This is a genomic window from Pseudomonas sp. MD195_PC81_125 (genome assembly GCF_014060985.1).
GTDB lineage: Bacteria > Pseudomonadota > Gammaproteobacteria > Pseudomonadales > Pseudomonadaceae > Aquipseudomonas > Aquipseudomonas parakoreensis.
This window is the reverse complement of sequence record NZ_JABULD010000223.1, coordinates 1-12,179: the sequence shown is the minus strand read 5'-3', so window position 1 is coordinate 12,179 and position 12,179 is coordinate 1. Positions and strand designations below refer to the sequence as shown.

Sequence of the window (12,179 nt, the reverse complement as noted above, 5' to 3'; positions counted from 1 at the left end):
TTTTTTCAATCAGAACTACGAGGAGGGATTGATGTAGGTCTTGGGGGATTTTTTACGCCCATCTAAATTAAGTTTGTCTAAAGCATCTTTCGAACCTCAGCTATTTGGGGTTAAACTGGGTGGAATTACTCTAGAAAGGGCGGATAAAGAAGGTGGGTTGGCGCGTGAATTGAATTTGTTGTCAGACCTTATATTGAAGGCTACGCTCTATCTTTGCGAACGCGAAGGGTTAGAGAAAGTACTGATCCATTTTGATGAGCTTGATCAGGGCATGTCGAGATTTGATTACTCGAGACAGCAGATGATCACTGGCCTGATTTTGGCAACCAGGGCAATTAACCGTGAGGCTGCAAAAAATACTGTTAAATTGAAGTCGGTTGTTTATTTGCGTACTGATCTTTGGGATGAAATAAATTTTTCTGATAAAAACAAGATTACATCTACTTCTGTTTTGGACATATCCTGGGATGAGGAGTCGCTATTGAAAGTAGTGAATTCCCGGGTTAAAAGTATTGTTGGGTCGGAGTGGCAGTATTTGCACGATGGCGTAAAAATGCGTGGGCGTCAGCAGAAGTTTTCTTATATTGTTGCTAGGTCGTTCTTGCGCCCAAGGGATATTATTAGCTTTCTAAATATTCTCCTCGATAAAGCCAAGAAACGCATTGCCTCTAAAGGCGGAGTTACAGTTTTCATAAACAAAGATATAGTTGAGTCCCGCCGAGAGTACTCAACTTATCTGCGGCGTGAGCTGCACGATGAAATTTCTCCGCATTGGGCAGAGTGGGAAGACTCACTCAGGATAATTTCCAAAATTGGGCTACTTTCGTTTGCGAGAGTAACATTTGAGCAAAGATATACACAATCGATATCTCCTCAGAGTGATCGTACATCTGAACAGGCGCTCGAAACTCTTTATGAATACTCCGTGATAGGGGCTTATCGAGCTTCCGGATATGGTGGTAAAAAATGGGTATACAGATACTCTGAGCCTGGGGAGGCGTGGGACAGTTCTGGCTCACTTTTTAAGGTGCATTTAGGTTTGAAGGAGCATCTTGCTCTGAAAGAATAGTTCTCTCGCAAGTACATCTGGCCGGCAGCTACCGCTCATGGATGACAGTTGCCGGCAAGAACTAGACCTTGAAGCACAATTAATAAATAAAATTTCACATCACCTAAGTCGCGCTGTTTACAATGCTCACTGAATTTCGTTTATCGCTTTGTCGCACTCATCAATGACGTATTGCGGTACCATTTGATAGGATCTTGGGTTTAATTGATAGATGTAATCATTCTCTATGTGAAATGATTGATTGATGAATTTTGCAATTACATTTGAAGTAGCTACTGCTTTCTCGTCAAATATCATGCGATATATATGTAATTTTTCATAGTTGCTTGACGTATCTAGGTACAGCTTTTTCATCTCTGCGTTGACGCTGCTAAGTGCGTATAACTTATCATAGTCGAAGTCGTGGATGTGACCGACTATCTCATTCGTTCCTGACGCGAACTCTTCGTCAGTTAGGTCGCGCAGAACAAGCTCGAACACACCGCTCTCTACTTCTCTTTGTTCGTAAATCTGTGGACGCTTCCGTTTGTGAAGGACACTGGATAGTACGTCGAACGCCAAATTCTTTCTATTAATGACTTCGAAATATCTACGCAGATAAATTACTTTATGAAGAGCGTGGATCTTATCCGCAAGATTGGAGGTGTTAATCTCAACAAAAGTCTGTATGTCCTTCCTCTCAATTACTTTCTCGGTCAAGTATCCCTGTTTGTTCTCCAAAAAGCAGGCGCTTAGCGCCTCAAATCTATCCCGGTGATGATGGATAAGGTCAACAACTGGTTCGAAGTCATGACTCAGCATTAGTACAGTTTTACCACTAAGCGATGATTTTCCTTTCGAGAATAGCATGTCCATGATGGCATATTTTTTATTCTTGTCGAATGAGGAGATTGGATCGTCCAAGATGATTAAGTCTGCTTTTTCTTTCAGAGCTTGAAACATGAATAATACTAAAGCAAATGCGTTGCGCTCACCAAAACTCAATCGACTCTTAACTTCGGTAACTTCGCCTATAATGTCGTTCGGCTCAAGTTTTAGGCGGTACTCTCCTCTATCTTCCTCTTTCAAAAACACATGATAATTATATCCGGCATTCCTGAGGAATTGATTTATTTTCTCACCGTGTTCTTCAATCAATTTTTTAATCAATAGCTTTTGCTTGGCAACTTTTCCTTGTAAGTTTCCGGCGATCTCTTGCAGTTTTTCAAGCTCTTTATTGACTATGTTTGCTTTACCTTGAGTCGCCTCTGATTTCAAGTGCGGGAAATTGCTCAGATCAATTACTTGGTTTTTTATAGCGTTGATTACTTTGTCGACGTCTTTCAAGGATGAGAAGCCGAGTGAGCGAGCGGCAATGAAGCGCTCTCTCAGTCGTCCGATTTGTTCTTTTATGTCGAGTAAATAATTAGACTCGTCGTCAGTGTAGCCATCAATTTTTGAGATAAATCCTGTGATTCGATTTCTCGTTTCTTCGGAGAAATATTGTTCGAGATGCTGAAAGGCAATAACAATCTTGTTAAGGTTTTCGATTGCTTTGGGTTTATAAACATCAGATACCTTTTTTATTATTTCTATCTTCTCGGTAGCGTCTGTCGCACAATATGGGCAATCGCTACCCATATCCATGAATGGCGCACCTTGGTGCTGCCAACTCACCCATTTGAAGTTATTGTCGTTCTGGATGAAATTTTTGAAAGGTTCTAAGCCTTCGGGAATATTGGCAACGTTGTTGCCTCCTTTAAAAGCTTGGGACATGGCGCTTGACGCGTGTATACCGTGTTTAACTTCTTTTCCGAAGGCAGTAATTATTGCGTCGAAATCTGCCAGCAGCCCGGAAATTTCCTCATCGCCATTCAAAGTGTTTTTCATTTGCGAGGTCATATCCTCGATTTCAAGTATTCCTCTTTCGTAATCTTCGCCACGGATGAAAATGTCGAAGCTTCCTTTGACCAATTCGTCTGCCTGAAAGGCGACTTCATTGATATATTTTTCATCGAAAATTCAGGAAGTTTTGGACAGTTTCACATCCTTCCACGACTGGTGTCGCTTCCTTGTCCGCTCTCAACTTATAAGGGCGGAGTTGGTCCAATTCTTTGGACTTGTTTTTATAGTCGTTTACGGAAGCTGCGATGGCTTTTGCAATAGTACTCTTCCCTGTGCCGTTGATTGCATGTTTGATGTTAAGTGTGTTTTCTTTTATCTCAATTTCACCGAGATCGATATTGTTGCAATTTTGAATTCTTATCTTCATGCGCCGTCACCTTTGTATTTATTTTTGTACCGCGCAGCTATTTGACTCAGCCTGCTTCGAATCACATGATCTGTCGTAATTGCTACCTAAGAACGATCCTACTTTTTTGTAAAATTAAGGGCAAATAGGCATAGATTTATTAGCATAGTCTAACTGTCAGGTTCTGGCCGTAAGCGGACCTTCACAAGCGCTTGTTTGTAGCCGGAGGCTTACATTTTTGGGCCGAGAAAATCCATCCGGCTGGCTATTGCTGAAACTCAGTCTAAGCGGACCGGGCCTATTGATTTCTGATAAGGTCGGGTTCGTAGACGATAATGACAAGGAGTCAATTGTGGCGAAGCCCGCAGCACGTTTAACCGATCCGACCAGTTGTCCAGTGCCAGGGCATGGCGCCAAAGCCATCGCTTCCGGCTCTTCTGACGTTTTCTTCGATGGACTTGCTGCCGCTCGGAAGGGTGATACCTGCACATGCGGCAGCGCATTGGTTTCAGGTGTATCAGCGACCGTTTTTATCAATGGTAAAAACGCAGCTATGGTTGATTCCGTTGGTACGCACGGTGACGTCGTAGTCGGCGGCTCCGGCACCGTAATCATCGGGGATTCGCATACGCCTGCTCCGTTCGTACCTCCGCTTCCTCTTGCGATCCAGAAGACTTATGGCCAGGCCTTCAGCATCACCGACAGCGAAACGGGCACTCCGTTGGCTTTCCGAGACTTTGTGGCGACAGTCAACGGTGTAGAAACCACGGGCGTAACCGATGCCAATGGAATTGCTCACGTAAAGACACCGACTCCCGATGCGAAGATTTCACTGCACGTCATGTTCAGCGCTCCGGCTCGAACGCTCCATGAGCTGGCGGAGGGGGCTTGATGACCAATCCATTCGCAACTCAAGCGACCGCCCAAGAAATTAAGCCCGGCGAGTTCATGTGTCCGATACCGATTACCGTCAATGATCGAGCGGCAACGCGTGAAGCGATCATCAAGAAGGTCCGTTCACTAAACACCACGTTCGTAGAGCGATCCTCGTGGGGAGCGGTGAAAGGCAAGCCGGATATGGTGATGGATTGGGATTACACCATGATCGCCCTGCATCACGCCGGTCGAAGCCACAGCTGTACACCCGGCGCAGAGCAGATGCAGGAAATCCAGAAGGGGCACCTAAGCCAGAAATACGACGATATCGGCTACCACTTCGGTATTGATTGCACCGGGCAAGTTTATGAGGGGCGCGACATACGCCTTCAAGGTTCGAGTGTCCTGAAATTCAATACAGGCCTGATTGGCATTGTTTTACTGGAAAACCTGACGACACCGGAGGAGGGCGGGGATTGGGTCGCCAAGGGCCGTGTTGCGCTTGATAGCCTCGGATACAGCACGACCAACGTGATACCTGCTGCCCAAATCACTGCGCTGATTCATCTGATCGATGCGCTGAAGAGTGTGTTTGTGATCAAGCATTTTGGCGGGCATCGGGAATACCCAGGCCAAGCATCTGAAGGCAAGATTTGTCCCGGAAATATTGGCATGGAGTTGGTCAGGAATCTCAGAGCAAAAACTCAACTACTCCCACCTCCGGCGCCGCAAGAATGAAGAAACTGATTGCGCTGATGGTTTTGGTTCTGGTGACCGTGCTATACGTTGGATACTACGAGGCGCTGGAGGATGGAGACATCGAAACCATCCTGTTCGTCAAAAAGCATCCGACGTTTCAGATGAAGTTTTACAACATCCACGCTAATGACGGGGAGATCCGTCAAGTCGAACGGCTTACGCAGGAAGAGCGTAACTGGATCATTGATTATTGCAGGTATCGACTTGGCATCGACACCGATTTAAAAACACAAAATGACGTAGAAGTTTGCAGGAAAAAATAACTGATTCGTTTAACGTAAAAGGCCTCGGTAGAGGCCTTTTATCATCGGATGTTATTTGGCTAGCCAGCTTTCAACCTCGTCGGCGCCGTGCTTGGTTTTCCACTCTTTCAGAGTCTTGTGGTTGCCGCCTTTGGTTTCAACCACTTCATTGGTGTGCGGGTTCTTGTAGACCTTCGTTTCACGAGGTTTACGTTTACCTGTTGCCGCCGCTGGAGTTGGACCGCGCTTCGTGCTTTGCGGATCCAGCAGGTTGATGATGTGCTTCAGGCTGAAGCCGTAATGGTCGAGCAACTCGCGCAGCTTGGTTTCGAACTCGATCTCTTTTTTCAGCGCGCCATCGCTCTTCAGTGCTTCCAAAGCCTGAAGCTGTTCGGCGAGGTGTTTTTCAAGCTGGCGGTATTCGGCAAGTTTGGACATGTGCATTCCTCGTCTTGTGTTTTAGTGATATCTATCTGAAGTGTATTACAGCACGGAGTTCAGCTCACTTACGCTCTTTCAACTGGTCTTCGATGTAGCTCATTTCGCTCTTGATCAAGTTGACCGTCATTGTCTGAACATTCGAGGCCTTACCGGTTTTGATGTCCACGATTTTCATCAGGGCGGTCAGGTGGTTTTTTCGCGCCTTCAAGGTGTCTGTCCAGTTGGCGCCGCTTTGTATTGGAGTGATCATGATCTTTGTCCTGATTGAGTTTTTAAACAGCCCACGTAAGTAGGCTGTTTCGGGCAGCTTGGTGGGTTACAGCGAGAGAACGTCTTGCAGTGAGTATTTGGAGGCGCGTTCCCACAAATCTCTGCTGGTCCAGTTGTGGAAGTTTTCCCCTTCTTCAGGAAGTACCAGCTTCCGTAGACTGATTTGGTCGCCACCGACGAGATTGATGGCAGACCAGAGTTTGCCGCCCATCTCCAGCAACTCTTGAGCTTTCTCGTTCCACTGTTCCTCGAGAACAGTCCGCGCCAAGTGCAACGCCTGTCGTTCGATGGCTTTGTGTTCCTTCTGCGCCTCGTCGATATGTTTATCCACGATCACCAGCTCCTGCTCCAGCGCGGCAATGATCAGAAGTTGCCGACGATGGTGCTCGCTTGCAGTCGCTAGATTCTTCGCTGCCTTCTGTGCGTCGGCATTTGCGGTTTTCTCGCCCTGGGTGTCGCCCCAGGCCACGGCTTGTGCATAGGCGGTCGCTGCATCGGTTTCGGCATTCCGGGCCTTGGCCATGTCCTCTTCCGCTTGATGCTGAATCTGTGCCAACCGGGTGCTTAGGCTTTCGCGTTTCTCGTTAAGCTCTAGCTCGTCAGCTTTCCAGTTCTCCATCGACTCGGTGTAACCCGCCATCAAGGTTTCGTGATTCACCAGCTTTTCACGTCGTTGAATTCGAGCCTCCGCGTAGCTAGCGCGTGTCTTGCAGGAGTCGTAAGGAATTTTGAGGGTGTTGTATTGTTTTCGAATTTCATACAACCGATCTGCGTCGAGTTCTTCCTCGTTGACCAAGAGTGCTTCCAAAGGAGCTATTTGCACGTAATGCTCTGCTGCCTCCCTCAGGAGGCTATCGCGGTGGGTCTTCAGCTCTGCGATTTTATCCAGCAAGACGCGCTTCTTTTCACACACGCCGATCACTTCGCTGATGCCCGCTACAGGCACTGAAAGCCCAGTCACATGGCTATCTGGATCGTTGGTCAGCAGTTCGTGTTGTTCGGTGGAGGTTTGGAATTCGTGCATCTGTCTTGTTCCTTCAAAATTGAGTTTGGGTTGAATGAGCGGCTGGCGAGGCCGGGAATCAGCCGGCGTTACCTCGATCAGCAGAGTTGCCCTCAGGCAGCCCGTGCCTCGCCGTCATCCGTTCCCGGAATCACTTTCACGATGTAGCAGCGTTGCTGGCCGAGGCCGGGCAGGCGGACCAAGCTCGACGCCTTACCGTCGCTGCTCGGTTCCAGCACACCGCGCTGCAGTAGCTCCTTGTTCACCGCCGTGAGGTTCATGCCTCGGAAGATCTCCGAGCGCCACGCCTCGGTCAGCACGTAATAGGTGTTGGTGGTGTGCATGCTGTCGCCCATGCCATGCTCCAGCGTCTTGCGAAAGCCGAGACGGTCAATGGTGCGCGGGCCGTGTTCGTCGATCTTCGCTGCCGCCGATTCCCAGCGGGTGAAGCGGCTTTCGCCAAAGCGTTCGATGACCTGGCGTAGGCGGGCGAGAATCGCTTCGCCCTCGAAATTACCTGCACCACCGCGCTCGTTCAGCCATGCGTTCAGGCAAACTCGTGCGGCGGTAGTAGCTGTTCCATCCGGCCAGCCAGTGATACCCATCGCGGTCGCGAGCTCGCCCGCTGCGGCGGCGAGGCCGAAGCGAGCTGCAGCACGGTGAGCCTGTCCGCTGGCAGAGGCGGGGAGCGACGTGGCGATAAATCCTTCCAGCGTGCGGCGCAGGATCGCTGCCCAGCCGTGGCGCTTGCCCGGTTCGCACAGGGCGGTGAGGAACGCGGTGATCGGTGTGCCGTAGTAGTTCGCCACCCGCGCCTTTAGCGCGTCGGACAGAGCCGCGGCGTCCTCAAACCCGTTGAGTGTGTCGAACATGCCGAGGCCTTTACTGGCATCAGCCGGAACGGCGAGCATCCGCACCTCCATACCGGCTTTCAGTTCCTTGTTGGCTTCGGACATGTGCTGGGCCAAGGTCTTCTCGCCGGTAGAGAGAAACAGCAGGCGCCATTCCTGCACCTGCCGGCCTGCTTGGCCTCGATCATTGGCGCGGGCCTTGCCGGTGCCGTTGCCGAGCATGTAGACCGTTTCGCCAATGATGCGTGGATCGCACATGCCGATTTCATCCAGTACCAGGAGTCCATCAGAATGCGCGGCAGCGATGGACTCCAGGGCGTTGTCAGTCGAGCGCCATGAACGCACCAGACGAGGTCCGCCATAGATCGAGGTGGCAACTTGCAGGTGAGTGGTCTTGCCGCCGGAGCTGTCGCCGTACAGGTGGAAGCCGCCCGACTCATGGCCGAGCATGTGTAGCAGCGGACCCGCGAACGCCACCCCGACGACAAACGCTAGGCGATGATTGCCAACGCACAATGCGCCGATCTGCTGTTGCCATTGTTCGAGCGTGCCCGCTTCGCTGATCGGTGGAAGCTGTGCACCGGCATCATAGAAATGCAGATGTTCGCTGTGCGTGCCAACCTGCTGCTCGGGCAACAAAAAGGCGTTGTCGTGCCAACCCAAGCGGGTTACCAGTCGTGCCCGTACCGCGCTGTCAAATCCGCCGAGATAACTCTGCAAGTCATTGCGTGCGTTGCGTCCCGAACGGCTACCGGCGAGGCGCAGGCCCATGTCTACCAGCGGCCCAAGTACGTCCTTGCCGAAGTCGCCAGTCATTGTGCGTGCCGGAATGTTCCAGCGTTTTTTGGTGCCGTCTGGATCGTCGAATTCGACCAGCAGACCCCAGTTCTGGCCCTTGTCATCACGCGTCCGGGCGAGGATCGCCAGTGGCGAACACACTGGGCGTGCTTCACCGTCATCGCCAGCATAAAACACACCTTCGGGCGTCAGGCGAAAGCCACCGGGCATCAGGTCGTTTTTCGATTTTGCCGGACGCTTGGCTGCTGCTTTGGGTTTCGGTTCCGGCTCCGGTTCCGACTCGGCTTTCACCTGGTCAAGTACCGGCGCTTTTTCGATCACACCGAACAGCTCGCCGTTGCTCTCCAGCGCGGTGAAGTGGCCGGCGGTCCAGCCCTTGGCGAGCGCGTCGGCGGCATCGTCGCCGTCATCCCATTGACCACCTTTGGCGAACTCGGCTTGGTCGTTCTTCAATGTAGGCTTGCGTTTAAACACCTCCAGCGCGATGACTCGGACCGAGGCGGCGCCGATTTCACGCAGCTTCTCGGCGACGGTAGCCATGCAGGTTTTACCGCTGTCGTCGTTGTCCGGCCACAGCACAACATCGCGGCCTTTGAGCGGCGTCAGATCGGCTTTGTGCCAGGAGTTGGAACCGTTCGGCCAACAGGTGGCCACGTAGTTCGGCAGTAGTTCGGTGGCAGCGTCGGCGGCTTTCTCGCCTTCGCACAAAACCACCGGCGTGTCAGCGCGCTGGGCCAGTTCATCAAGGCGCAGCAGTGGACGTGGATCCGGCAGACCCTGCCAGCGCCATTGCGTGGTTTGACCATCGGAGCGCTGACACCACGTCAGCGGTGCAAAGACCTTCTTCGGCTTGCCGTCCTCATCCGGGCCGAGGTCAAAGCGATACAGCGCCATGAGTGGCTGACCCAGTGTGTCGCGATAGATCCACACCTTCGACGGTACGCCGTGATCACGGTGCTTGGCCGGGCACTTGTTCATGGCCTCGTTCGGGATCGGCTGGATGGCGTTCCATGTCGGCGCCTTGGCCTTAGTCGGGGCGACCGTAATCTTTGCGGCGCCGGGCGCAACGTTTAGCCAATCAGCCAGCTTGTTGCACGCTTCGACGTCGGTGCCGCCGTCCAGATAGCGCACCAGATCAATCAGGTCGCCGCCTTTGTCGCCGGTGGCGAAGTCGGCCCAGGTGCCCTTGCTCAAGTTGACCTTGAGCGAACCGGCGCGCTTGTCGCTGCGGGTCGGATTCGGAGCGGTGTATTCCTTGCCGCCATCCACGCGCTTGCCGTTAGGCAACCAATGCGACAAGACACGATCAATGTCTCTCAGCGCGGCGGCTTTCACGTCGGCGAAGCTTGGACGTTTTGCGGTGCTGTTCGGGCGCTGGCTCATGCGTCAGCCCTCGGCAAAAACAACGCATCGTTGATGTCGTCGATCAACGCTTTTGCCATTTCATCTAGGTACAGGGCAGGCCAACTGAAGCGCTCGCCGTGGTCGCTCATGGCGGTGGCAAGGGTCCGTTGATTGGCGTGATGCTGCAGCTGGGAAACCATGTCGAGCGCATCCTCAACCGGTACTCCGGCATTCACTCGAAATAGCTTCAGGTCGGTGGCATTAACGCGAGAAAAGGTAGCGTGGCCCGGTGTGGTGGAAATGCTCATAGCGCACCGCCTTTCTGCACCGCAGGGGCCGAAGTGTTGTCACCGTGCATGGCCAGCGTTTTGATCAATCCGAGGGTGCCGCGCACGTCCCAGAGGACGGCGGCAATGACGTGATTGGCAAGGCGTGAGGATTCGTTTTCGAAGTGATCCTCCAGCAGCGTCAGTACCGAGTCAGCACGGTCAATGGCGCAGGTGATGGCGTCGATGGGTACGCCGGCTTCTGCGGTCGGATTCACGCAGAGCAGATCTTCGGGCAGGGCAAAACCCAGGGCGTTGTTCATTGGGCACCGCCTGCGATTTCGAGTGCGCGGGCTTTGGCCATGTGAGCGTTGTAGCGGGAGAGGCGTGTAGCGAGGCTGGAGTTGGCGTGTAAAGCGGCGAGAGCCATTGCACGGTGTGCAGCGGCGCGAATTTTGGACGGATTGAGGGCGTGCATTGGTGAAGCTCCTGTATGTGAGGAGCTGCCACTGATCGTCGCCAAACGATGTAAGGGTGGCAGCTGTGCGCGGGTTGGCGAACCGGGCATACAGGACCCCGGCAGACCCGAAGGTCTCCCACGCACAGCCGCCATAAAGCAGGAATGCGGGCACAAAAAAAAGCGCCTGCAATCGGTATGGGGGCGCCTGTGCGCCTGTATGAGCTCGGGTCGCCAAACCCGGTCGCTGAATTTGCAGCGACGGACAGAGAGTAACGTCCGTTTTTCGAATGTGCAACTGCGCTGATAGCTTGCGGATATGTCACGTGCGGCATAAATTGTTCGTGCATGTAGATTGACCTCAACGCCTCCGGATCGCCCCCGGAGGCGTTTTTCGTTTCAGGCATGGGCTTCCCAGCGCAGGGAGAGAAGGGGCAGGAATCCGCCGTTGAGCATGGAGCGGGCGTCTTCGTAAGCGTCGACCTGCTGGCCTTCGTCGACGACAACGGCCCCAGTCTTTTCGCAATGGAGGGAGAGGGCGCACCAGGTGCCGTCGGCCCAACTGAGTACGCTGACAACGCGACCTTGCCTGTCCTGCTGGCTGCGGTAGTGTTCAAGACGCTGCATGACGCGAGACGAGAAACCGATCCGTCGCAACACGGAAAGGGGTGCATCAAAGCTTTGTTTGCAGTCTTGTGGCTCATGCAGCCACCTGATCACGTGCCTCGATGCGGCTGCGTGCCCACGCTTGAACTTCGGAAAGGACCCAGGCGACAGGTGCGCCGCGTGCGTTGCTGTTGCTCAGTTTGACGGGCTGCGGAAAGCCGCAGTCGGTGCGCTGCATCAGTTTGTAGATGGTCGAACGCTTCATCCCCACGATGCCTTCCACCTCCCGCATGCGGATTAAAGTTGAAGCGGCATCAAAAAGTGAGGCGGCGTTGGCGGGAGTCTTGCGGGGAAAATCGGTGACGGAGGTGTTCATAGCTATTGCTCTCGATTGATTTGGACAACGAGAGCAATGTTCTAGAGATTGGTCGGCGGTGAGCAGTTCACTTCCATTTGAAATGGCATTGAAATATCGGTCACACCACAAAATTGCGTTTGAGAATTCCCTCTACACTTTTGCGGGTCAGCGCTTTTTCGGTTTCCAGTGTCACCCACTCAGGGCGCTGTTTGAGTGGTTTAGAGACCTCCCGTTCCAGCCAGGCGTGAACTGCTGTGGTCACGTTTCGCCGTGACATTCCGCTAGCCACGTAGTGTCGACCTTGCTTAATGATTGCTGTATCCCGTGCACCAATTTCTTCGTTACGCTCCATTCCGCTGATGATGCCGCCCTTTGTGCGGATAGCGTTCTCGATTGCTCTGTAAGCGATTGGGGTCAGCTCGTCACTGATCAAGCAGGGTAGGGTTGTTATGGGCTCCAGAAACAACACGTATTGTTCTAGTGCCTGAATGCGTTCAATGGGATCGACCTGTCCCTCTACGACGAGACAATAAATATCCCACGGACAATCCGTGGGAGGTTCAGCAACATGTGACCATGCCTCGTCTTCCGTAGAGCGCATCCAGTCAG

Annotated in this window: 13 protein-coding genes and 2 pseudogenes; 4 read left to right on the top strand and 11 right to left on the bottom strand. The window is 52.5% G+C overall.

Annotated elements, in window-relative coordinates; genetic code table 11:
• Positions 1-40 precede the first annotated feature (40 nt).
• On the top strand, positions 41-1,069 hold the full coding sequence (locus HT737_RS09690) for a P-loop ATPase, Sll1717 family (RefSeq protein ID WP_182402377.1): 1,029 nt from the start codon (positions 41-43) through the stop codon (positions 1,067-1,069).
• Between the two features lie 126 nt (positions 1,070-1,195).
• Here the strand turns inward: HT737_RS09690 and HT737_RS09685 are convergent, their stop codons facing one another.
• On the bottom strand, positions 1,196-3,022 hold the full coding sequence (locus tag HT737_RS09685; RefSeq protein WP_182402375.1) for an AAA family ATPase: 1,827 nt from the start codon (positions 3,020-3,022) through the stop codon (positions 1,196-1,198).
• 37 nt (positions 3,023-3,059) lie between these two features.
• Entirely contained in the window at positions 3,060-3,320 is a 261-nt protein-coding gene (locus tag HT737_RS09680) for a hypothetical protein (protein WP_182402372.1), read from the bottom strand.
• Between the two features lie 331 nt (positions 3,321-3,651).
• Here HT737_RS09680 and HT737_RS09675 point away from each other — a divergent pair, with 331 nt between their 5' ends.
• From HT737_RS09675 to HT737_RS09665, 3 genes are read left to right on the top strand one after another with little or no spacing between them, the layout of a single operon-like run.
• On the top strand, positions 3,652-4,191 hold the full coding sequence (locus tag HT737_RS09675) for a PAAR domain-containing protein (protein ID WP_182402370.1): 540 nt from the start codon (positions 3,652-3,654) through the stop codon (positions 4,189-4,191).
• Positions 4,191-4,913, top strand: coding sequence for a peptidoglycan recognition family protein (locus HT737_RS09670; RefSeq protein WP_182402368.1), 723 nt, complete (start codon positions 4,191-4,193; stop codon positions 4,911-4,913). The genes HT737_RS09675 and HT737_RS09670 overlap by 1 nt, the downstream gene beginning before the upstream one ends.
• Positions 4,910-5,197, top strand: a complete 288-nt coding sequence (locus HT737_RS09665) for a hypothetical protein (RefSeq protein ID WP_182402366.1) — start codon at positions 4,910-4,912, stop codon at positions 5,195-5,197. The genes HT737_RS09670 and HT737_RS09665 overlap by 4 nt, the downstream gene beginning before the upstream one ends.
• Before the next feature lie 51 nt (positions 5,198-5,248).
• Here HT737_RS09665 and HT737_RS09660 read toward each other — a convergent pair whose 3' ends face one another.
• The 9 genes and pseudogenes from HT737_RS09660 to HT737_RS09620 form a co-directional block, all read right to left on the bottom strand.
• Positions 5,249-5,614, bottom strand: a complete 366-nt coding sequence (locus tag HT737_RS09660; protein ID WP_182402364.1) for a histone-like nucleoid-structuring protein, MvaT/MvaU family — start codon at positions 5,612-5,614, stop codon at positions 5,249-5,251.
• Positions 5,615-5,678: 64 nt separating this feature from the next.
• Entirely contained in the window at positions 5,679-5,867 is a 189-nt protein-coding gene (locus HT737_RS09655; RefSeq protein WP_182402362.1) for a hypothetical protein, read from the bottom strand.
• Between the two features lie 66 nt (positions 5,868-5,933).
• The gene (locus HT737_RS09650; protein WP_374011149.1) at positions 5,934-6,911 is read right to left on the bottom strand and encodes a chromosome segregation protein SMC; all 978 of its coding nucleotides are present in this window, start codon (positions 6,909-6,911) and stop codon (positions 5,934-5,936) included.
• 92 nt (positions 6,912-7,003) lie between these two features.
• On the bottom strand, positions 7,004-9,922 hold the full coding sequence (locus HT737_RS09645; protein ID WP_182402360.1) for a DUF927 domain-containing protein: 2,919 nt from the start codon (positions 9,920-9,922) through the stop codon (positions 7,004-7,006).
• On the bottom strand, positions 9,919-10,191 hold the full coding sequence (locus HT737_RS09640; RefSeq protein ID WP_182402358.1) for a DUF3077 domain-containing protein: 273 nt from the start codon (positions 10,189-10,191) through the stop codon (positions 9,919-9,921). Before HT737_RS09640 ends, HT737_RS09645 begins: the two co-directional genes overlap by 4 nt.
• The gene (locus tag HT737_RS09635; RefSeq protein WP_182402356.1) at positions 10,188-10,472 is read right to left on the bottom strand and encodes a hypothetical protein; all 285 of its coding nucleotides are present in this window, start codon (positions 10,470-10,472) and stop codon (positions 10,188-10,190) included. Before HT737_RS09635 ends, HT737_RS09640 begins: the two co-directional genes overlap by 4 nt.
• Positions 10,473-11,005: 533 nt before the next feature.
• Positions 11,006-11,310, bottom strand: a pseudogene (locus HT737_RS09630) (hypothetical protein).
• A complete protein-coding gene (locus HT737_RS09625) occupies positions 11,307-11,588 on the bottom strand; it encodes an AlpA family transcriptional regulator (RefSeq protein WP_085641060.1) in 282 nt (93 codons plus the stop codon). Before HT737_RS09625 ends, HT737_RS09630 begins: the two are co-directional and overlap by 4 nt.
• Before the next feature lie 100 nt (positions 11,589-11,688).
• Positions 11,689-12,179, bottom strand: a pseudogene (locus HT737_RS09620) (primase C-terminal domain-containing protein); the annotation flags it as partial.

Bases quoted from the DNA above. Each gene is read 5' to 3' on its own strand.
- HT737_RS09680 (WP_182402372.1), bottom strand. From the start codon at position 3,320: ATGAAGATAAGAATTCAAAATTGCAACAATATCGATCTCGGTGAAATT.
- HT737_RS09670 (WP_182402368.1), top strand. From the start codon at position 4,191: ATGACCAATCCATTCGCAACTCAAGCGACCGCCCAAGAAATTAAGCCC.
- HT737_RS09665 (WP_182402366.1), top strand. From the start codon at position 4,910: ATGAAGAAACTGATTGCGCTGATGGTTTTGGTTCTGGTGACCGTGCTA.
- HT737_RS09660 (WP_182402364.1), bottom strand. From the start codon at position 5,614: ATGTCCAAACTTGCCGAATACCGCCAGCTTGAAAAACACCTCGCCGAA.
- HT737_RS09655 (WP_182402362.1), bottom strand. From the start codon at position 5,867: ATGATCACTCCAATACAAAGCGGCGCCAACTGGACAGACACCTTGAAG.
- HT737_RS09650 (WP_374011149.1), bottom strand. From the start codon at position 6,911: ATGCACGAATTCCAAACCTCCACCGAACAACACGAACTGCTGACCAAC.
- HT737_RS09645 (WP_182402360.1), bottom strand. From the start codon at position 9,922: ATGAGCCAGCGCCCGAACAGCACCGCAAAACGTCCAAGCTTCGCCGAC.
- HT737_RS09640 (WP_182402358.1), bottom strand. From the start codon at position 10,191: ATGAGCATTTCCACCACACCGGGCCACGCTACCTTTTCTCGCGTTAAT.
- HT737_RS09635 (WP_182402356.1), bottom strand. From the start codon at position 10,472: ATGAACAACGCCCTGGGTTTTGCCCTGCCCGAAGATCTGCTCTGCGTG.
- HT737_RS09625 (WP_085641060.1), bottom strand. From the start codon at position 11,588: ATGAACACCTCCGTCACCGATTTTCCCCGCAAGACTCCCGCCAACGCC.